At 71.3% G+C, this 20,369-nt stretch carries 20 protein-coding genes; 10 read left to right on the forward strand and 10 right to left on the reverse strand.

All coding sequences use genetic code 11. From position 1 onward, the window contains the following. Positions 1-7: 7 nt before the first annotated feature. From exaC to KZ829_RS01630, 3 genes are all read left to right on the forward strand, one after another. Entirely contained in the window at positions 8-1,531 is a 1,524-nt protein-coding gene (exaC, locus tag KZ829_RS01620) for an acetaldehyde dehydrogenase ExaC (protein WP_183224967.1), read from the forward strand. A gap of 3 nt (positions 1,532-1,534) precedes the next feature. Further along, the gene (locus KZ829_RS01625) at positions 1,535-1,909 is read left to right on the forward strand and encodes a DUF779 domain-containing protein (protein WP_188121152.1); all 375 of its coding nucleotides are present in this window, start codon (positions 1,535-1,537) and stop codon (positions 1,907-1,909) included. Positions 1,910-2,110: 201 nt separating this feature from the next. Continuing rightward, on the forward strand, positions 2,111-2,947 hold the full coding sequence (locus KZ829_RS01630) for a polysaccharide deacetylase family protein (RefSeq protein ID WP_220142078.1): 837 nt from the start codon (positions 2,111-2,113) through the stop codon (positions 2,945-2,947). A 208-nt stretch (positions 2,948-3,155) separates the two neighbouring features. Here KZ829_RS01630 and KZ829_RS01635 read toward each other — a convergent pair whose 3' ends face one another. Beyond that, positions 3,156-3,512, reverse strand: coding sequence for a DUF3499 domain-containing protein (locus KZ829_RS01635; protein ID WP_220142079.1), 357 nt, complete (start codon positions 3,510-3,512; stop codon positions 3,156-3,158). 186 nt (positions 3,513-3,698) lie between these two features. Here KZ829_RS01635 and KZ829_RS01640 point away from each other — a divergent pair, with 186 nt between their 5' ends. After that, a complete protein-coding gene (locus KZ829_RS01640) occupies positions 3,699-4,175 on the forward strand; it encodes a metallopeptidase family protein (RefSeq protein ID WP_372453819.1) in 477 nt (158 codons plus the stop codon). Positions 4,176-4,181: 6 nt separating this feature from the next. Here KZ829_RS01640 and KZ829_RS01645 read toward each other — a convergent pair whose 3' ends face one another. From KZ829_RS01645 to KZ829_RS01655, 3 genes are all read right to left on the reverse strand, one after another. Next, the gene (locus KZ829_RS01645; protein WP_015619224.1) at positions 4,182-4,439 is read right to left on the reverse strand and encodes a WhiB family transcriptional regulator; all 258 of its coding nucleotides are present in this window, start codon (positions 4,437-4,439) and stop codon (positions 4,182-4,184) included. 330 nt (positions 4,440-4,769) lie between these two features. Continuing rightward, entirely contained in the window at positions 4,770-7,274 is a 2,505-nt protein-coding gene (locus KZ829_RS01650; protein ID WP_308285300.1) for a bifunctional FO biosynthesis protein CofGH, read from the reverse strand. A gap of 90 nt (positions 7,275-7,364) precedes the next feature. Then, positions 7,365-8,240, reverse strand: a complete 876-nt coding sequence (locus tag KZ829_RS01655; RefSeq protein ID WP_220142080.1) for a hypothetical protein — start codon at positions 8,238-8,240, stop codon at positions 7,365-7,367. Between the two features lie 90 nt (positions 8,241-8,330). Here KZ829_RS01655 and cofD point away from each other — a divergent pair, with 90 nt between their 5' ends. From cofD to KZ829_RS01675, 4 genes are all read left to right on the forward strand, one after another. Further along, a complete protein-coding gene (gene cofD / locus KZ829_RS01660) occupies positions 8,331-9,287 on the forward strand; it encodes a 2-phospho-L-lactate transferase (RefSeq protein WP_220142081.1) in 957 nt (318 codons plus the stop codon). A 71-nt stretch (positions 9,288-9,358) separates the two neighbouring features. After that, the gene (locus KZ829_RS01665) at positions 9,359-10,411 is read left to right on the forward strand and encodes a coenzyme F420-0:L-glutamate ligase (protein ID WP_220142082.1); all 1,053 of its coding nucleotides are present in this window, start codon (positions 9,359-9,361) and stop codon (positions 10,409-10,411) included. Continuing rightward, positions 10,408-10,965: an NUDIX hydrolase gene (locus KZ829_RS01670; RefSeq protein ID WP_220142083.1), complete on the forward strand. Its 558-nt coding sequence runs from the start codon at positions 10,408-10,410 to the stop codon at positions 10,963-10,965. The genes KZ829_RS01665 and KZ829_RS01670 overlap by 4 nt, the downstream gene beginning before the upstream one ends. Before the next feature lie 22 nt (positions 10,966-10,987). Continuing rightward, positions 10,988-11,545 carry a DUF4232 domain-containing protein gene (locus tag KZ829_RS01675; protein WP_220142084.1) on the forward strand — a complete coding sequence of 186 codons (558 nt, stop codon included), beginning with the start codon at positions 10,988-10,990 and terminating at the stop codon, positions 11,543-11,545. A gap of 25 nt (positions 11,546-11,570) precedes the next feature. Here KZ829_RS01675 and KZ829_RS01680 read toward each other — a convergent pair whose 3' ends face one another. Beyond that, positions 11,571-12,668, reverse strand: a complete 1,098-nt coding sequence (locus KZ829_RS01680) for a mannose-1-phosphate guanylyltransferase (protein WP_220142415.1) — start codon at positions 12,666-12,668, stop codon at positions 11,571-11,573. A 40-nt stretch (positions 12,669-12,708) separates the two neighbouring features. Further along, positions 12,709-13,854: a glycosyltransferase family 4 protein gene (locus tag KZ829_RS01685; RefSeq protein WP_220142085.1), complete on the reverse strand. Its 1,146-nt coding sequence runs from the start codon at positions 13,852-13,854 to the stop codon at positions 12,709-12,711. 177 nt (positions 13,855-14,031) lie between these two features. Between KZ829_RS01685 and KZ829_RS01690 the strand changes: the two genes are divergently transcribed. Further along, positions 14,032-14,757, forward strand: a complete 726-nt coding sequence (locus KZ829_RS01690) for a TIGR03089 family protein (protein ID WP_220142086.1) — start codon at positions 14,032-14,034, stop codon at positions 14,755-14,757. Here the strand turns inward: KZ829_RS01690 and KZ829_RS01695 are convergent. Then, positions 14,738-16,696, reverse strand: a complete 1,959-nt coding sequence (locus KZ829_RS01695) for an acetoacetate--CoA ligase (RefSeq protein ID WP_220142087.1) — start codon at positions 16,694-16,696, stop codon at positions 14,738-14,740. The genes KZ829_RS01690 and KZ829_RS01695 overlap by 20 nt on opposite strands. A gap of 20 nt (positions 16,697-16,716) precedes the next feature. Then, the gene (locus KZ829_RS01700) at positions 16,717-17,241 is read right to left on the reverse strand and encodes an acyl-CoA thioesterase (RefSeq protein WP_220142088.1); all 525 of its coding nucleotides are present in this window, start codon (positions 17,239-17,241) and stop codon (positions 16,717-16,719) included. A gap of 60 nt (positions 17,242-17,301) precedes the next feature. Here KZ829_RS01700 and KZ829_RS01705 point away from each other — a divergent pair, with 60 nt between their 5' ends. Further along, on the forward strand, positions 17,302-18,549 hold the full coding sequence (locus KZ829_RS01705; protein ID WP_220142089.1) for a hypothetical protein: 1,248 nt from the start codon (positions 17,302-17,304) through the stop codon (positions 18,547-18,549). A gap of 379 nt (positions 18,550-18,928) precedes the next feature. Here KZ829_RS01705 and KZ829_RS01710 read toward each other — a convergent pair whose 3' ends face one another. Both KZ829_RS01710 and KZ829_RS01715 read right to left on the reverse strand, forming a co-directional pair. Next, the gene (locus tag KZ829_RS01710; RefSeq protein ID WP_220142090.1) at positions 18,929-19,171 is read right to left on the reverse strand and encodes a hypothetical protein; all 243 of its coding nucleotides are present in this window, start codon (positions 19,169-19,171) and stop codon (positions 18,929-18,931) included. Then, positions 19,168-20,367, reverse strand: a complete 1,200-nt coding sequence (locus tag KZ829_RS01715) for a M20 metallopeptidase family protein (RefSeq protein ID WP_220142091.1) — start codon at positions 20,365-20,367, stop codon at positions 19,168-19,170. The genes KZ829_RS01710 and KZ829_RS01715 overlap by 4 nt, the downstream gene beginning before the upstream one ends. Positions 20,368-20,369: the final 2 nt, after the last annotated feature.

Below are 20,369 nucleotides of genomic sequence, written 5' to 3' on the forward strand. Positions count from 1 at the left end.
CGAGACCGTGACCATCTACACCCCGCCCGGTTCCGAAGGCGCCATCGTCAGCTACCAGTCGCGCTATGACCACTACATCGGCGGCGAGTACGTCCCGCCCGCCAAGGGCCGGTACTTCACCAACCCGTCCCCGGTGACCGGGCAGGACTTCTGCGAGATCGCCCGGGGCACCGAGGAGGACGTGGAGAAGGCCCTGGACGCGGCACACGCCGCCGCCCCGGCCTGGGGCCGCACCTCGCCCACCGAGCGCTCGGTGATCCTCAACCGGATCGCCGACCGGATGGAACAGAACCTGGAGAAGCTCGCCGTCGCCGAGAGCTGGGAGAACGGCAAGCCGGTACGCGAGACGCTGGCCGCCGACCTGCCCCTGGCCATCGACCACTTCCGCTACTTCGCCGGCGTCATCCGCGCCCAGGAGGGCACCGCCGGCGAGCTGGACGAGGACACCGTCGCCTACCACTTCCACGAGCCGCTCGGTGTGGTCGCGCAGATCATCCCGTGGAACTTCCCGATCCTGATGGCGGTCTGGAAGCTGGCCCCCGCCCTGGCCGCCGGCAACGCGGTGGTCCTCAAGCCGGCCGAGCAGACGCCCGCCTCGATCCACTACCTGTTCTCGCTGATCGGCGACCTGATCCCGCCGGGCGTGGTGAACATCGTCAACGGCTTCGGTGTGGAGGCCGGCAAGCCGCTGGCCAGCTCGAACCGGGTCGCCAAGGTGGCGTTCACCGGCGAGACCACCACCGGTCGCCTGATCATGCAGTACGCCTCGGAGAACCTGATCCCGGTCACCCTGGAGCTCGGCGGCAAGAGCCCGAACATCTTCTTCGACGACGTCTCCCGGGCCGACGACGACTTCTTCGACAAGGCGCTCGAGGGCTTCGCGATGTTCGCCCTCAACCAGGGCGAGGTGTGCACCTGCCCGTCCCGGGCGCTGATCCAGCAGGGTCACTACTCGGACTTCCTGGCCGCCGGCGTGAAGCGGGTGGAGAACCTCAAGCAGGGCAACCCGCTCGACACCGACACCCAGGTCGGGGCGCAGGCCTCCAACGACCAGCTGGAGAAGATCCTGTCGTACCTGGACATCGGCCGGCAGGAGGGCGCGCGTGCCCTGGTCGGTGGCGCGAAGGCGGAGATGCCCGGCGATCTGGCCGGCGGGTACTACGTCCAGCCGACGATCTTCGAGGGCCGCAACAGCATGCGGATCTTCCAGGAGGAGATCTTCGGTCCGGTGGTGTCGGTCACGCCGTTCGGAGACTTCGACGACGCCATCAAGGTCGCCAACGACACCCTGTACGGCCTCGGCGCCGGCGTGTGGACGCGGGACGGGAACCAGGCGTACCGGGCCGGGCGGGCGATCAAGGCCGGCCGGGTGTGGACCAACTGCTACCACCTCTACCCGGCGCACGCCGCGTTCGGCGGGTACAAGCAGTCCGGCATCGGCCGGGAGAACCACCGGATGATGCTGGACCACTACCAGCAGACGAAGAACCTCCTGGTGAGTTACTCCCCCAAGGCTCTCGGCTTCTTCTAGGAGATGACCGCCACCCGAGTGGATGTCACTCCCGCGGCTGCCGTCCTGATGCGGCAGCTGCGGGAGCGGCACGGCCCGTTGATGTTCCACCAGTCCGGCGGCTGCTGCGACGGCAGCTCGCCGATGTGCTACCTGGAGGGTGAGTTCCGAACCGGCCGGTCCGACGTGCTGCTGGAGTCTCTGGCGATCGAGGGGGTGCCGGAGCCGATCACGTTCTGGATGTCGGCCAGCCAGTTCGAACTGTGGAAACACACACATCTGACGGTGGACGTGGTCCCCGGTCGCGGTTCCGGCTTCTCGCTGGAGGCGCCGGAGGGCGTACGGTTCCTGATCCGCTCGCGGCTTCTGACCGAAGCGGAGCTGGCGGAACTGAGCTGAAGATCAAGTCAAGGGCGGGGCCTCGGCTCCGCCCTTTTCGCGTGCGCGATGATACTCCGGCCAAAATCGACGTGGTCCGCTTTTGGTACGAAAGATGGGGACGGACTGGCGGCCGGCCGATATCCGAGGCATCGTCGTCAGGCTCGCAACCGACCTGGGGAGGTCTCTTTGATACGGCTGTCGCACACCCGGAAGGCCCTCATGATCAGCACCGTGCTGATCATGACCGGTCTGCTCGGCCAGGCGACCGCGGCGACGACGACCGCACAGGTGGACCCCGCGCCGATTGTCTCAGCCAGCCCCACGCCGTCCGTCACCGCGCCCAGCCCCGCGCCCTCGTTCTCGCCCTCGCCGACGCCGACACCCACCCCGTCGAAGAACTCGCCCCGCGTCGAGAACACCGCCGTCGACACCAAACCCAAGGGCCGGACCGGCCCGGCCGGCAGCATCATGACCACCGGCACCAAGGGCGTTGCGCTCACCTTCGACGACGGCCCTGACCCCGACTACACGCCCCAACTGCTCAAGCTCCTCGCCAAGCAGCAGGTCAAGGCGACGTTCTGCCTGGTCGGCACGCAGGCGCGGCGCCACCCCGACCTGGTCGAGGCGATCGCCGCGGGTGGTCACAGCCTCTGCAACCACTCCTGGAACCACGATCTCAGACTGGGCAAGAAGTCCCATGCCGCCATCCGCGCGGACCTGGAGCGCACCAACGCCGCCATCCGCGCCGCGGTCCCCGGCGCCGAGATCCGCTACATGCGCGCGCCCGGCGGCAACTTCACCCCGGCCATGGTCAAGGTCTCCGCACAGCTCGGCATGCGCTCGATCTACTGGAAGGTCGACCCCCGCGACTGGGACCAGCCCGAGACCGAGTCCCGCGACGCCCACCGCAAGCGCATCATCCGCATCGTCCAGCAGCGCACCCGCGCCGGCGCGATCGTCCTCTCCCACGACTACGCCCAGCCGGACACCATCGACGCCTACCGTGTCCTGCTCCCCTGGCTGCACAAGCGCTTCCAGCTGGTTCCGCTGACCTGACCCGTCCGGCTGGACGTCAGGGCTGTTTCGGAGGGGTTGAGGCAGCTCTGGAGCCAGCCGGGTTCGAGGGTGACCACTCACGCACGTCGCGCGGGGCGGGGAGCGTTCTGGACGCGCCAGCGGCCAGCGAGCCGGGCCGCGCCCTCGGCGGGAGCGGCGGTCCGTACCCACCACCGAGATGCGACATCGCCTTTGATCTTCGGCGGGGTCAGTGGGAGGGGGGAATCACTCTCAGGTGGCCGCGGCGGCCGGTCTGGGGAGCGTGATCGGTGTCGTCCGGGCGCGGCGGGACCGGGCGGGCGGCTTCGCGGACGGCCTCGGCGAGGGCGACGAGGTCGTCGGTGGTGGGGGGTGGGGGCGCGAAGTCGCCGTCGTGGCGGACGAGTTCCCAGCCTCGCGGGGCGGTGAGGCTGCGGGCGTGCGTCTCGCAGAGGTCGTACGTGTGGGGTTCGGCGAAGGCCGCGAGCGGGCCAACGACGGCCGTCGAGTCGCCGTAGACGTAGGTCAGGGTGGCGACCGCCTGTCGGGGACAGCCGTTCCGGGAGCAGCGCCGTGGTGACCTCACGGCGGCAACTTATCTCCCCGCTCGCGATTCTGGGGAATGTTGCCCCGCGACACGCCGACCCGGACCGCATCACGATTCGGCCATGGTCGTTAGACACGCCGCCCCGTTGGGGCGAATTAACGGCACGGACACACGATGAGCACGGGCTGACCGCTCCTGCCGCCCCGGTGGGGATACGCTGGCCGCGTGACCACCAGCCCTGAACGCCGCCGGACGGATGGCAAGGCGACGCGCGGTTCCGGCCCGGGTCATCCGGCCCGGCGCGACCGGCACGGGCGCGGGCTCCGCGGCCGTCTGGTGCCGGCGACCGTGCCTCTGGCCCGCACCAAGGCGGAGATCTTCGACGACCTGGTGCTGGACACGGTCGAGAGCCTGGAGCGCCGTTACGCCAAGGAGCTGGCCGGCGTCGAGTTCGCGGTCGAGGACGTGCCGCCGGAGCTGAACGTGTACGACTCGGATGTGCTCGAGGACGGCGAGGTGCCTCTGGCCCGGCTGCTGCCCGGGCGCCCGGGACGGCACGAACTTCCCCCGCGGATCGTGCTCTACCGGCGCCCGCTGGAGTTCCGGGCGATGGATCGCGAGGACCTCGCCGACCTCGTCCACGATGTGATCATCGAGCAGGTAGCCAACCTGCTCGGAGTGGATCCGGACGAACTGACCTGAGTCCGGTCAGGCCACGCGCCGCTTCAGCTTGCGACGTTCACGTTCGGACAGTCCACCCCAGATCCCGAAGCGTTCGTCGTGACCGAGTGCGTACTCCAGACACTCGGCCTTGACATCACAGCGGCCGCAGATGCGCTTCGCCTCGCGCGTCGAACCGCCCTTCTCCGGGAAGAAGGCCTCGGGATCGGTCTGCGAACACAGCGCCCGTTCCTGCCACTCGGGCGCGTCCCCGAGCAGGTCTACCCCTTCAACCTGCGCTTCCATCGGCGTGCCTCCAAAATTCCGCGCCGGCGCGAAACCGGCGCTGACCCCCCACGCACGCGGCGTGTTTTTGCGGGTTCGACGCCTTTGTGCCACATCGTCCCCGCAACCCCACCAAAATTACACGCGTGTAAGACGTGCGTCGTCAAGCCGAACCTGCTAAATGGGCCCGTTTCCCCGACGCTTGAGAACGGTTCATGGCCCCGTTCCTGCCCTATCTCTCCAGGGCATTGGAAGGTAACGCGAGGCCGGGCCTTCGCGTCCAATTTAACCCGATTTGTAACCTGTGGACAGGGGGGTCCCCAGGACGGGTCCGCCGAATGGATCAAACTGTCACCTGCGGCCGTACACCGTGGTCCGTTCCACCGCCGGGCGACCGGCCGACGCGGCCAGTTCTTTCAACTCCGCGACCGTACGAGCCGAGCCGTGTTCCGAACCGGCCATTCGTGAAATTGTTTCCTCCATCAGAGTTCCACCGAGGTCATTACAGCCACTGTTGAGCATCACCCGGGTACCCTCGTCGCCGAGTTTCACCCACGAGCACTGGATGTTGTCGATCCGGCCGTGCAGCAGCACCCGGGCCATGGCGTGCACCACCCGGTTCTCCCGCCAGGTCGGGCCGGGACGGGCGATGCCGGCCAGGTAGATCGGGGCGTTCGTGTGCACGAACGGCAGCGCCACGAACTCGGTGAAGCCACCGGTGACGTCCTGGATGCCGGCCAGCACCCGGAAGTGGCCGAGCCACTGGCGCGGGTGGTCGACGTGGCCGTACATCATGGTCGAACTGGAACGGATGCCCACCTGGTGCGCCGTGGTGACCACCTCGGCCCAGGTCGCGGTGGGCAGCTTGCCCTTGGTGAGGACCCAGCGCACGTCGTCGTCCAGGATCTCGGCGGCGGTGCCGGGGATGGTGCCGAGACCCGCGTCCCGCAGATCGGTGAGCCACTCCCGCAGCGAGACGCCCGCCTTGGCCGAGGCGGTGACGATCTCCATGGGCGAGTACGCGTGCACATGCATGCCGGGGACCCGCTGCTTGACGGCGCGAACCAGATCGGCGTACGCCGTGACCGGCATCTTCGGGTCGATGCCGCCCTGCATGCACACCTCGGAGGCGCCGTCCCGCCACGCCTCCTCGGCCCGGTCGGCGACCTGCTCCACCGACAGGCGGTAGGCGTCCGCGTCCTTCTCCCGCTGGGCGAACGCACAGAACCGGCAGCCCACGTAGCAGACGTTCGAGAAGTTGATGTTGCGGTTCACCACGTACGTGATGTCGTCGCCGTTGACCTCGCGGCGCAGGCCGTCGGCGATCCGGGCCAACTCGTCCAGGGCCGGGCCGTCGGCGTTGAACAGCGCCATGGCCTTGTCCTCGTGCTTCTCCAGCAGGAGCGCGCCCGGGTCGGTCTCGGCCAGCCGGAGCGCCGCCACCACGTCGGTCGGCATGGTCGCCGGCGCGCTCTTGACGTGCGCGGCGACCTCGTCCCAGTCGCCGTAGACGTCGTCGAAGTCGGTGCGCCGGTCGCCGGTGCGGCCGTCGGTGTCGATGCTCTTGTGGAGGTCGGTGCGGCCGGTCCCGAAGGCGTCGTCCGGCTCCTGCCAGGGCGAGCCGGCCGGGATCGCGCCCTCCTTCGCCAGGCCGCTCTCCTGGGCCAGCGCCGTGACGTGCGCCTTCACCCGCGGATCCAGCCAGCCCTCGTCACCCCGGCGGACGTACTCCGGGTAGATCGTGAGGCGCTCCCGAAGCTCGAATCCCGATTTTTCGGACATTTCGGCTAGTAGGTTGATCTGGGGCCACGGGCGCTCGGGGTTCACGTGGTCCGGCGTCACCGGGGAGACCCCGCCCCAGTCGTCGATGCCGGCGCGCAGCAGCAGGGAGAACTCGTCGTCGATCAGGTTCGGCGGGGCCTGGATGCGGGCGCGCGGGCCCATGATGATCCGGGCGACGGCCACCGTGGCGGCCAGTTCGCGCAACTCGGCGTCCGGCATCCCGCGCATCGCCGTGTCCGGCTTGGCCCGGAAATTCTGGACGATGACCTCCTGGATGTGCCCGAACTCCCGGGCCGCGCGACGGATCGCGAAGAGCGACTCGACCCGCTCGGTGACGGTCTCGCCGATGCCGATCAGGATGCCGGTGGTGAACGGGACACCGACCCGGCCGGCGTCGTCGAGCACCCGGAGCCGGACCGCCGGCTCCTTGTCCGGCGAGCCGAAGTGCGGGCCACCCTTCTCCGACCAGAGCCGGGTGGCGGTGGTCTCCAGCATCATGCCCATGCTCGGCGCCACCGGCTTGAGCCGCTGCAACTCGGCCCAGCTCATCACCCCGGGGTTGAGGTGCGGCAGCAGACCGGTCTCCTCCAGCACGGCGATCGCGCAGGCGCGCACGTAGTCGAGGGTGGAGTCGTAACCCCGCTCGTCGAGCCACTGCCGGGCCGCCGGCCAGCGCTCCTCGGGCCGGTCACCGAGGGTGAACAGCGCCTCCTTGCAGCCCTGTGCGGCGCCCTGCCGGGCGATCTCCAGCACCTCGTCGCGCTCCAGGAACGCGGCTGGGAGCTTGTGCGGCACGGTGGCGAAGGTGCAGTAGTGACATCGGTCGCGGCAGAGCCGGGTCAGCGGGATGAAGACCTTGCGCGAATACGTCACGACGCCCGGCCGCCCGGCCTCCCGCAGACCGGCGTCCCGGATGCCGCCGGCGATCGCCAGCAACTCGTCGAAACGGTCTCCGGTGGCCGCGAGCAGCGCGGTCGCCTCATCGATGTCGATCGCCTTGCCGTCGGCGGCGCGGCGCAGTGCGCGGCGGATGCTCGCCGGTGTCGGTACGGGTTCCACGTTGACCTCTACCACGCAGAGCAGCCTAGGCCCGAATCGTTTCGACCGCCGCCGCTGCTCCCGGACCGGGGCGTGTCGTGAAACACCCCCGGACCGGGAACAAAGTCACTGACGGGGCGGATCCTGGTCGGCCGGGCCGAAGCCGGGACGATCGTCCGGCAGCACCTCGGTGCGGTCGGCCGGGGGCGGCGGCACCGCCTGGGTCGGCTCGGCGAACGGGACCGGGGGCGGCGGCACCGCCTGGGTCGGCTCGGCGAACGGGGCCACCGGAGGCGGCGGTGTGGGGGCGCCGCTCACCGGGGGCTGACCCCACCCCGGCGGCGGCGGAGGCGTCGGCTGACCCCACCCCGGCGGCGGGGGCGTCGGCTGACCCCAGCCCGGCGGCGGGGCGGGCTGACCGGGGTACTGGCCGTGGCCGTACCCGGGCGGGGGGACGGTCCCGGGGGGCGGGTAGGCCCCGTAGGGCTGACCGTACGGCTGGCCGTAGACACCGGGCTGCGGCTGGGGCCTCGGCACGTAGTAGAGGCCCTGCCAGAGGCGCAGCACCGCGTACGCCGCGACGCCGAGCAACCCGAGGTAGGCGACCCGGTAGAGCAGCGCCGTGAAGGCGGTTCCGGCGTCCAGGTCGGCGAGCCCGCTCACCCCGAAGAGGACTCCGAAGATCACCCCGAAGACGGCCGCCACCACGTACTCGATGCCCGCGATGATGGTGATCAGCCGGGCCTGCGGGTGGACCGGCCGGACACCGGCCGCGAGGAGCACCGCCCCGAGTGGGAAGAACACCGTCTCCAGGTTCACGAAGCTGCCGAAGCTGTACCGGGTGCTGGCGAGGAAGTCGTCGCCGAACATGCCCAGGAACGCCACGAACAGGAACACTGCGGGGGCGGCGACCAGGGCGTACGCCGCCAGGTCGCGCACGGGCAGCAGGAACTGCCCGATGGGTTTCTCGCCGGCCGGTCCCGGCTGCGGAGGTGTGGTCACGATTGCTCCCGGTGCGTGGATCGAGGTCGGCCCAGAGTAAACCGATACCCGCCACCCGGTGGGATGACGCGTGTGCGGGAGGATGAGGCCATGCGGATCGTGGTCCTGACCGGGGGCATCGGCGGTGCCCGTTTCCTTCTCGGCGTGCGCGCGCACGCCCGCGCCATCGGCGCCGACGTCACGGCGGTCGTCAACGTCGGCGACGACGTGCGCATGCACGGCCTCCAGATCTGTCCCGACCTGGACAGCGTCATGTACACGCTGGGCGGCGCCGCCGACCCGGAGCGCGGCTGGGGCCGGGTCGGCGAGACCTGGGTGGTCAAGGAGGAGCTGGCGAAGTACGGGGTGGAGCCGTCCTGGTTCGGCCTCGGCGACAAGGACACCGCCACCCACCTGGTGCGCACCACCATGCTGAACGCCGGGTACCCGCTCTCCGCGGTCACCGCGGCGCTGTGCGAGCGCTGGCAGCCGGGCATCACCGTGCTGCCGGCCTCGGACGACCGGCTGGAGACGCACGTGGTCGTGGACGTCGACGGCGAGCGGAAGGCGATCCACTTCCAGGAGTGGTGGGTGCGCTACCGCGGCGAGCTGCCGACGCACCGATTCGTCTTCCGCGGCGCCGAGTCGGCGAAACCGGCCGCCGGGGTGCTCGACGCGATCGCGGCCGCCGACGTGGTGCTGATCGCGCCCAGCAATCCGGTGGTCAGCATCGCGCCGATCCTCGCCGTACCCCCTCTGAGGGAGGCCGTGGCGAACGGCCCGGCGCCGGTCGTCGGGGTGTCGCCGATCATCGGTGGCGCGCCGGTCCGGGGCATGGCCGACCGGTGCCTGGCCACCCTGGAGGTCGAGGTGAGCGCCGGCGCGGTCGGCCGGATGTACGGTCCACGCGCCGAGGGCGGCCTGCTGGACGGCTGGCTGGTCGACGAGTCGGACGCCGGCGCCGAGGTGCCGGGTGTCCGCACCCGTGCCGTGCCGCTGTGGATGCGCGACGAGGTGGCCACCGCCCGGATGGTGGAGGACGCGCTGGAGCTGGGCGGTGTCTCATGAGCGAGCTTGCGAGCGAATCATTCAGCTCAGTCTCGAAAATGGCGGCGCCGGAGCGACGCGGAGGTGCCGGCATGAGTGACGGCCTGGAGATCCTGCCGGTCCGCGGCATCGGGGACGTGACCGCGGGCGACGACCTCGCCGAACTGATCACGGGGGCGGCCCCGTGGCTCGCCGACGGTGACGTCCTCGTGGTGACCAGCAAGATCGTGTCGAAGGCGGAGGGCCGCCTGGTCGAGGTCCCGGCCGACGGGCCCGAGCGCGACGAGGCCCGGCAGCGGGTGCTGGCCGGCGAGACCGCCCGGGTGGTGGCCCGCCGGGGCAACACCACCATCGTGCAGACCCACCACGGTTTCGTGATGGCCGCCGCCGGCATCGACGCGTCGAACGTCGACAAGACCCACCTGGTGCTGCTGCCCGAGGACCCGGACGCCTCGGCCCGCCGGTTGCGTGCCGACCTGCGGAAACGCGGCCTGGACGTCGCCGTGGTCGTCTCCGACACGATGGGGCGTGCCTGGCGCAACGGGCTCACCGACGTGGCCCTCGGCGCCGCGGGCATCGACGCGCTGCTCGACCACCGCGGGCAGCTCGACCCCTACGGCAACGAGCTGAGCCTCACCCAGATGGCGGTGATCGACGAGCTGTCCGCGGCCGCCGAGCTGGTCAAAGGCAAGTGCGACCAGGTGCCGGTCGCGGTGGTTCGTGGTTTCGGCCGCCTGACGGCGGACGACGGGCCCGGCGCGAAGGTCCTGATCCGGGACTCCGCCGAGGACATGTTCGGATCGGGTACGGCGGAGGCGCGCGCCGAGGGCCTGGCGGAAGCGGCACGAATGCCGGTGGACGCGCCCCGCATCGAGCCGGTGGACGGCCCGGACCGCGACAGGACTTCGCGTATCGCCCGGGAGCTGATCAACGAGAGTCCGCTTCGGCTGGTGAGGGTCGAGTTCCCGGCCGGTGAGGAGGGCCGGCTGAGGTTGTCCCCTCCGGGTTCCGGTCCGGCGGACCTGGTCCGGCTCGGCGCCGAGGCGCAGCGTCTCCGGGCCGCGTTCGCCGCCGCGGGTCTGGCCACCGCCATCGAGGTGGACGATCTCGGCGAGGTCACCCTGACCTATGGAGTTCCCGCATGACCGACCTCTACGAGAACGCCGTCGACGTGCTGTCCACCTGGAACGCCACCTCCGACGCCGCCGAGGCGAACCGCAAGCGCACCCTCGACCTGCTCGCCGACGGCCCGGTCGCGATGACCCGTGCCCACCGGGACGGCCACGTCACCGCCAGCGCCCTGATCGTCGACGACTCTCGGCGTGTGCTGCTCTGCCTGCACGGCCGTCTCGGCCTCTGGATGCAGTTGGGCGGCCACTGCGAGGAGGGCGACCCGACGCTGGCCGCCGCGGCGTTCCGGGAGGCGGGAGAGGAGTCCGGCATCCCCGGGCTGGTCCTCGACCCGGTGCCGATCGACATCGACATCCACGAGGTCCGCTGCGGCTCCCACGAGGGCGCACCGGCCACCCCGTCGGTCCATTACGACGTTCGATTCCTGCTGCGGGCCCCGGCCGGCGCGGTCGAGCGGATAAGTGACGAGTCGTCAGATCTAGCGTGGTTCCACCCCGAGGCTCTACCGTCACCTCTGGCCGACGGCACGATCCAGCAGATCGCCCCCGCGTTGGCCCGCCTGACGTGAAGCGCGCCGCTGAGTTGGAGACATGCGTAACCCCTCGAGGCCGGTCATCCCCGCCCTGGCCACCATCCTGGCGCTGACCGCATGCGCCGAGCCCGGCACGGTACCCACCCCGGCCGCTGCCGAGGCTCCGGCTCCCGCCTGCCTGACCAGCGATCTGGAGGCCACGGTCACCCTCCGGACAGCCACCGGCACCAGCCCGGAACGCACCGCCCTGGTCACCCTGATCAACGTCGCGGGCCAGGACTGCACCGTGGACGGCTGGCTGACGGTCACCCTGGCGACCGCCGGCCGCCGGGTCCTGCCGGTCCCCACCACGAAGCTGGACGAGCCGGCGCCGGCCCACGAGTTCGTGGTCCGACCCCATCAGGCCGCCTACGCCGGCCTCCGGTGGACCTCGTGCGCCCGCACCGAGGAGGACTGCCACGCCGGCGGCACGTTGCGCTACGACATGGGCCAGAGCAAGGACGGCCCGGCGGCCGTCCTTGCCGACTTCCCCACCTCGCGGCGCAACGGCATCACCATGAACGAGCTCCGGATCGGCTCGCTACAGCAGTTCAGCGACCGGGCCCTCGACTGGTGACCCAGCGCCTGTTCCGGAACAGGCGCTAGATGTAGCCGTGCTGGCCCAGCTCCTTGAGCTGGTCGACGAGCTGCTTGACCTCCTGCGCCCGTTCCCGCGGGCACACCAGGACGGCGTCCGGCGTGTCCACGATGACCAGGTCCCGGACCCCCATGGCGGCCACGAGACGGCCCGACGACGGGACCACGACCAGGCTCTCGGTCTCGCGCAGCAGCACGGTGTGCCGCTCGGCGAGATCGTGCCCGACCACCACGTTGCCGGCCTGGTCCGCGGTGAGCACCTCACCGAGGGTGTGGAAGTCACCGACGTCGTTCCACCCGAAGTCGCCGGGCACGGTGCCTACCCGGCCGGCCGCGGCAGCGCCCTCCATCACCGCGTAGTCCACCGAGATCTTGGGCAGCGTCGGCCAGACGTCACCCATCACCTCTTCCTGCTCGGCGGTGCCCCACGCCTGCGCGATCCGGCTGATGCCCGCGGCCAGCTGCGGCTGCTGCCGGTGCAGCTCGGCCAGGAAGGACTCGACCCGCCAGACGAACATCCCGGCGTTCCACAGGTAGTTGCCGGACTTCACGTAGCCCTCGGCCACGTCGTACGTCGGCTTCTCCTTGAACTCCTCGACCTTGAGCAGCGGGCCGTCGCCGACCCGGCCACCGCACTGGAGGTAGCCGTACCCCGTCTCGGGGCGGGTCGGCGTGATCCCGAGGGTCATCAGCAGCCCCTCCCGCGCGCCGGCCATCGCCGACCGGATCACGTCGGAGAACGCCTCCGTGTCGGCGATCAGGTGATCGGACGCGAAGGAGCCCATGATCGCTTCCGGATCGCGGCGGGCGATGACCGCGGCGGCCAGGGCGATCGCGGCACACGAGTCCCGCGGGGACGGCTCGACCAGAACGTTTTCCTCGGGCATGGCGGAAAGCTGCCGGGACACGGCCGCCGCGTGCGCCACACCGGTCACCACGAAGACCCGATCGGGGGAGGCAAGACTGTCCAACCGGGCCACCGTCGCCTGAAGAAGGGACGCCTCCGTACCGGTCAGGGGGTGCAGAAATTTGGGATGACCGGCGCGGGACAGTGGCCAGAGACGGGTTCCGGTTCCGCCAGCAAGAACCACTCCGTACAACACAGCCTGTTCGTCGCTCATGCGCGGAGAGTTTAGTAGATGATCAAGTGGCAACCCGATTCCACGTTGCCACGTGTACCTCCGCACTTGACATCCAGGTGAACTCTTTCGCACGGTCGGAGCCCGCCTTCGCCAACGTCCGGCGACGCTGCTCGTCGTGCAGCAGGTCGGCGAGGTCCTCGGCGATCCGCTCCGGCGTCTCCGTCGTGTAGGCGACAGCGTCACCGCCGACCTCCGGAAGCGACAGCCGGGGCGTGGTGAGCACCGGGGTGCCGCAGGCCATCGCCTCCAGGATCGGCAGGCCGAACCCCTCCCCGAACGAGGGATAGCAGGCCACCAGGGCGCCGCCGAGGAAGCCAGGCAGGTCCGCATACCTCAGATAGCCTGGTCGAAGCAGCCGCAGATGCGCCGGGACCTCGGCCACCGCACGGTCGATGTCGTCGTCGTGCCCCTGGCCGCCGGCGATCACCAGGGCCGGCGGGTGGGGCCAGTCGGCGACCGCCCGGGCCCAGCCACGGATCAGGTTCGGCACGTTCTTCCGCGGCTCCTTGGCGCCGAGGAACGCCACATAGCCCGAGTCACCCAGGCCGAGACGGGCCCGGACCCGCGCCTTCTCGTCGTCGGTCGGCGCGTGGAAGGCCCCCTGGTCCACCCCGTGGTACGCCACATCGATCCGGGTCGGGTCCGCGTCCAGCAGGCGGATCAGCTCGTCCCGGGTGGCCTTGCTCGGCACGATCACCCGGGCGGCCCGGCGCAGCGATGTCTTGATCGCGCTGCGGAAGAAGGTCCGCTTGGTGTTGTCGTAGTGCTCCGGCTCGGTGAAGAACGTCGCGTCGTGCACCGTCACGGTCACCGGGCAGCCGGTGCGCAGCGGGCAGGTGTAGAACGGCGAGTGCAGCACCTGCGCACCGACCTGCTGGGCGAGCAGCGGCAGACCGGTCTGCTCCCAGGCGAGGCGGGCCGGCCGGTGCACGATCGCGGCCGGGCCGGGGATCACCTCGGCGGAGGGCAACATCCGGCGGTAACGCTCCGCATCGGAACGCTGTGCCACGACGGCGAGGTCCACTCGGTCGGAACCGACCTGCCCGAGCGCTCCGAGCAGACCGTCGACATATCTGCCGACACCGCCCCGGTCCGCGGGGACACTGGTGGCGTCGACGAGCACTCGCGGGGGGCGACCGGGGGTCACGAGGCATCTCCTTGGCGTCTCTGACGTACCGATGCGGCGATGGAACTACCGACGATTCGAGGGTACGCCTGGAACGCGCCGCGGACGTGTCCACGACACCGTCGATCGCCGTAGTCAATCGGCGGCATCACGGACCGTAACCGGCCGACGCGAGTCCGGGTCGTAAGGTGTGTGGTGATGAAAACGACGATCCCGCAGGCGTTCACGGAGGCGGTCCGGCGCGATCCGGCCGCGCCGCTGCTGACCTGGTATGACGACGCCACCGGCGACCGCACCGAGCTGTCCGGGGCGACCCTGGACAACTGGGTGTCGAAGACCGCGAACCTGCTGGTCGACGGGGTCGGCCTGGGCCACGGCGACGCGGTGGCCCTGATCCTGCCGCCGCACTGGCAGACCGCGGCGCTGCTGCTCGGCGTGTCGGCCGCCGGCCTGGCCGTCGACCTGGGCGGCGACCCGCAACCGGTGGAGGCGCTCTTCACCACCCCGGAGCTGGTGGACCGGGCCGCGAGCTGGACCTCGCTCGACCGCTGGGCCACCGGCCTGCTGCCGCTGGCCATGCCGCTGCGCACCCCGCCGCCCGGGTATGCCGACTACGTCACCGAGGTCCGCAACCACGGCGACCACTTCCGTGGCGCGCCGGTCGCCCCGGCCGACCGGGCCCTGGCCGGCCCGGTCGAGCTGAGCCACCACGAGGTGATCGGCATGGCCGCCGACCGGGCCGCCGAACTCGGCATCACCTCCGGCGACCGGGTGCTGATCGACGTCACGCTCTACCCCGACCCGGCCGACTGGCTGCTGGCCCCGCTGGTGGCCGACGCCTCGATCGTCCTCTGCGCCAACCTGGACGTGTCGAAGGCCGGGGCGCGGGCCGCCACCGAGAAGGTCACTGTGACGCTGGCCTGACCCGCTCCCGGGCCAGGTCGGCGAAGGCGTTCAGCGAGTCGGGGTTGGCCAGGGCACCCTTGGCCGCCGCCGACTCCACCGGGGTGCCGGTGAGGATCCGCTTCACCGGCACCTCCAGCTTCTTGCCGGAGAGGGTGCGCGGCAGGGCACGCACCTGGTAGGCGGCGTCGGGCACATGCCGGGGCGACAGCGCCCCGCGCAGCTCCCGCGCGATCCGCCCGCGCAGGGCGTCGTCGAGTTCCGAACCCTCGGTGAGCACGACGAAGAGCAGCAGCTCGCCGTTCGGGTCGCCGGGCTTGTCCAGGTGTACGACCAGCGAGTCGGCGATCTCCGGCAGGCCCTCCACCACCGAGTAGAACTCGGCGGTGCCCAGGCGCACACCACCCCGGTTGAGGGTGGCGTCCGACCGGCCGGTGATCACGCAGCTGCCGTCCGGGTCGATGGTGATCCAGTCGCCGTGCCGCCAGACGCCCGGGAACACGTCGAAGTACGCCTCCCGGTAGCGGGAGCCGTCCGGGTCGTTCCAGAACCCGACCGGCATGCTCGGCATCGGTGCGGTGATCACCAGCTCACCCAGGCCGCCGATGACCGGCTTGCCCTCCGGGTCGAACGCCTCCACCCGGGCGCCGAGGCTGCGGCAGGTGATCACACCGGCCCGTACCGGCAGCAGCGGCGCCCCGCCGACGAAACCGGTGCACACGTCGGTGCCGCCGGACAGCGAGGTCAGCTGCACCTCACGGCTGACCGCCTCGTAGACCCAGCCCCAGCCCTCCGGCGGCAGCGGCGCCCCGGTGGAGCCGAGCCCCTTGAGCCGCTTGCCCGGGGTGATCCCGGCTTTGCGGCAGGCCAGCAGGAACGGCGCCGACGTGCCGAAATAGGTGATCCCGGCGGTGTCGACCAGGTCCCACAGGGTGTCCAGCGAGGGCCAGCCCGGATTGCCGTCGAAGAGCACGATCGCCGCGCCCACGGCCGGACCGCTGGCCAGGTAGTTCCACATCATCCAGCCGGTGGTGGTGAACCAGAAGAACCGGTCGGACGGGCCCAGGTCGTGGTGCAGCGCCAGGATCTTCAGGTGCTCCAGGAGGATGCCGCCGTGACCGTGCACGATGGGCTTGGGCAGCCCGGTGGTGCCGGAGCTGTAGAGCACGTAGAGCGGGTGGTCGAAGGGCACCGGCTCGAACTCCAGCGGATCGTCGCCGCCGAGATCGCCCCAGTCGCCACCGTCGTTCAGGTATCCGATGGTGATGACGTGCTCGATCGACGGGATCGCCGCCCGGATCGCGGCGATCTCCGGGTGGCGGTCGACGTCCTTGTCGCCGTACCGGTAGCCGTCCGTCGCGACCAGCACCTTCGGCTCGATCTGGCTCCAGCGGTCGATCACGCTGCGGGCGCCGAACTCCGGCGCGCAGGACGAGAAGACCGCGCCCAGGCTGGCGGTCGCCAGCATCAGCACGTAGGTCTCCGGGATGTTCGGGGCATAGGCCGCGACCCGGTCACCCTTGCCGACCCCACGGGCCTTCAGCCCGGCCCGGACCCTCCGCACCTCCTCGCGCAGCTCCCGGCTGGTCAGGGTGACCGGCTCACGGCTCTGGGAGTACGCGATGACGACCGGATCGTCCTCGTCCCGCCCCGGCATCCGCAGCACGTTCTCGGTGTAGTTGAGCGTGGCGCCGGGGAACCAGCGGGCGCCCGGCATGGCCGTGCCGTCCAGCACCGCGGTCGCCGGCTCGTGCGCCACCACCTCGAAGTACTCCCAGATGGAGCCCCAGAAGGCGGTCAGATCGGTGACGGACCACTCCCACAGCGCCGCGTAGTCGGCGAACGAGAGGCCCCGCTCCCGCTCCAGCCACTCCAGAAAACGCCCGATCCGGGACGTCTCCCGGATGTCCGCCGGCGGCTCCCAGAGAAGTGTGCCGGCCGTCACCACACCTGTCGTCATCACCACACCTTAACGGTGGATCAATCGACTCCCGGCCGGTGCTCGGCGCGGGCCTTCTGGATCGCCGCACGGCGGGCCAGGCGGTGGTCCCGGCGGATCATCGCCTCGGTGAACCGGCGTTTCTCGGCGTCGTCGTCGGGCACCACCGGCGGCACCGAACGCGGGTGCCCGGCCGCGTCCACGGCCACGAACACCAGGTAGGCCGTCGCCACCGGCAACGGGACCGCGCCGACCGCGTCCCAGCGCTCCGCGGCCAGTTTCACGCCCACCTCCATCGAGGAGGTTCCGGTCCAGTTGACCTGGGCGTACGCGTGCACGAGATCACCCACCCGAACCGGCTCGAGGAAGACGATCTCGTCGATCGCCGCGGTCACCGCGGTGCCCCCGCTGTGCCGCGCCGCGGCCGCGCCCGCCACGTCGTCCACGAACTTCATCAATACGCCGCCGTGCACGGTGCCGTAGAGGTTCACGTCGACCGCGGTCATGATCCGGCTCAGGGTGACCCGGGAGAGCGCCGTCGGCCGTCCGGAGAGCTGTTCTTCCATGGCCGGTACGTTACGGCGGCGTTCGCGGTTCCTTGCCGCGCCCGGGTACCGTGCCGGATCATGCGCCACCTCAGGTCGATCTTCTATGCGCTCGTGCTGGCCCCCAGCGTCTGGGTGCTGTCCGGCGTCGGTTTCACACACGACCTGAGCAGCCGAGGGCGGGAACTGTTCGCGGCCGAGTCGATCTCCGGCCTGCTGCTGCTGATCTTCGCCGGCATCCTCTACGCCATCCTGGCGTTCGCCCCGGTCTCGCCGGCCGGCCCGGTTCTGGCCGGCGCCGCCTACCTGGGCGTGACGATCTGGGCGTGGCAGTCGCCGGCGTCCTACGCGGCACTGTGGGCGCCGGAGGTCTCCAAAGAGGGCTTCGACCTGAGCCGCCCCGGGTACGGTCTGGCCGCCCTCCTCGCCGTGCCGCTGCTCGGGACCGCGCTGAGCGCCCGCCGCTGGGCCCGCTACGAGCCGCCGGTCCTGCCGATCATCGGCGAGATCGGCCGCTTCCGGGGCGCCGCGAAGGTGGCCGGCATCCCGGTCTCCATCGCCGAGACCACGGTGATCCGGGTCGGCACGCCGGCCGACCGCGCCGAGGTCGTGACCGCCGCCGACCGCACCGTCACCATGCCGGCGGTCCCCGCCTCCACTCCCGCCGCCCGCCCGGCGCCCGCGCCCGCTCCGGCTCCCGCTGCCGGCCCGGCGGCCCCGGTCACCGCCTCAGAGCCGACCGTCGCGATCCGTCTGCCGGAGGCCGAGCCGACCACCGTCCTCGCCGCGCCTTCCGAGGAGCCGGCGGTCACCTCCACCTCTCCTGCCGAGGCCGAGAAACACGATCCCGCCGAGGCCGAGAAGCACGATCCTGCCGCGGCCGACAAGGACGACGCGACGTTCGTGCTACAACGGCCGGCGGACGACCGTACCCAGCCGTTGTCGGTCGCGCAGACCTCGCGGCCGGAGACGGCGGCCGACGCCGACGCGACCCGGCCCCTGGTGCTACCGGCGGCCGAGGCCGACGACGCCACCCTTCCGCACGGCCTGGCGGTCGACGCCGGGAAGAGCGAGACGAACGGCGACGAGCCGACCCGCCCGCACGGCCTGGCGATCGACGCCAGGAAGAGCGAGACGAACGGCGACGAGCCGACCCGCCCGCACGGCCTGGCGATCGACGCCAGGAAGAGCGAGACGAACGGCGACGAGCCGACCCGCCCGCACGGCCTGGTGACGCCGCCCGGCGATGTGACCGAGCCGCTGCGGCTGCCCACCGAGCCCACCGCGCTGATCCCGGCCCAGCGGCAGCCGCCGGAGATCGAATCCTGAGCAACGAAAGGGCGCTCTCGCCGTAGAGCCGGTCAGGGCAGGCGTCACCCCGGCCAGCCAGGACGGGCAGCCGCACACGCTCGAGCTCCGAATACAGGGGTAGCCGCACACCCAAGACGCCGCGTGTGCGCCCACCAGGGCCACAGGCCACGTGGGAGTCCACGGCACGGCGACCGTGCGCACCCCCGGGCCCCCGCGCGGCCGGCTGATCAGTGTCGCGGAAGCGGGGCGGCAAGCCGGGGCGGCGGCACATGAGTGGGTACCGGTCATGGCGGGCCCGCCCGGCCACCGATCTCAGCCCGGCGGGCGCGGCACAGGGTGGAGTGGCAGCGAGCGCGCGTCGAACGGACGGGACGATCCGAATTCGGCGGCGACGATGTCACCCGTACCGAAAAATTCTCCAGACCGTCTCGGTGCGCCTGGCGAAGAGGGCGGCCGGCGCCGCAAGCCAGACGGTGACATAGGCGCTCTCGGTCGGCGTGTCGCCGCCGGCCTGGACCAGCGCGGCGAGGACGGCCGCGACCGCGCCGCCGAGGGTCTTCACGTTGTCGCTGGTGAGCTCGAAGAGGACGAGCAGGCCGACGACCGCGGAGACCCGGCTCCGGTCGAGGACCGCCGTCACGCCGCGCCTTCCTGGAGCCGGGCGGCGGCCAGGGAGGCGAGCAGGACGGCGGTCTCGGTGACCGCGCGGTCGTCGAAGACTGCCTGCGGGGCGTGGTTCATCGGTGCGGTGGCCGGGTCGGTGCCGGGTGGCACGGCGCCGAGCGTGAGGTACGCCCCGGGCACCTGGTCGAGGACGAAGGAGAAGTCCTCGGACGCGGCCAACGGACGGGGCGCCACGAACACCCGCTGTTCGCCGACGGCGGCCCGGGCGGTGCGCAGGGCGAAGTCGGCCTCGCCCGGGTCGTTCACGGTGACCGGGTAGTCCTCCCGGTAGTCGATCTCGACGCGGACCCCGTGCGCGTCGGCGACACCGCGCAGCGTCCGCTCGATGCCGGCCCGGATCGCCCGGTGGGTGGCGGCCGAGAAGCTGCGAACGGTGATCTCGAGGGTGCCGCTCTCCGGGATGATGTTGGCGGCCGACCCGGCGTGGATCGAGCCCACCGTGACGACGGCCGGGTCGAAGGCGTCGACGGTCCGGGTGACCACGGTCTGGAGGGCGGTGACCATCGCGCAGAGCGCGGGCACCGGGTCGACGGCCAGATGCGGGGAGGATCCGTGCCCGCCCCGGCCGGTGACGGTCACGGTGACCGTGTCGGAGGCGGCCAGCATGGTGCCCGCCCTGGTGGCGATCAGGCCGAGCGGGAGGGCGGTGGCGGCCACGTGGACGGCGTAGGCGGCGACGACCCGGCTGCCGGCGGCGTCCAGCACCCCCTCGTCGATCATGATCTTGGCGCCGCCCTGGCCCTCCTCGCCGGGCTGGAACATGAGGACCACGTCCCCGGCCAGTTCCTCGCGCCGCCCGGCCAGCAGGTGGGCGGCGCCGACCAGGCCGGCGGTGTGGACGTCGTGCCCGCAGGCGTGCATCCGCCCAGGGATCTCGGAGGCGTACGCGACCCCGCTCTCCTCCTGGACCGGCAGCGCGTCCATGTCCCCGCGGAGCAGGACCGCCGGGCCGGGCCGTCCGCCGCGCAGCACCGCGGTGACCGAACTGAGCCCTCTACCGCGGGTGATCTCCAGGGGCAGACCCTCCAGCGCGGCCAGGACCTTGGCCTGGGTACGTGGCAGGTCGAGGCCGAGCTCGGGTTCGCGGTGCAGCGCGTGGCGCAGGCTGATCAGTCGGTCCGCCAGGGGAAGGGCGTCGGGCGAGGAGAACATGG

This window comes from Actinoplanes hulinensis (assembly GCF_019429605.1).
Taxonomy (GTDB): domain Bacteria; phylum Actinomycetota; class Actinomycetes; order Mycobacteriales; family Micromonosporaceae; genus Actinoplanes; species Actinoplanes campanulatus.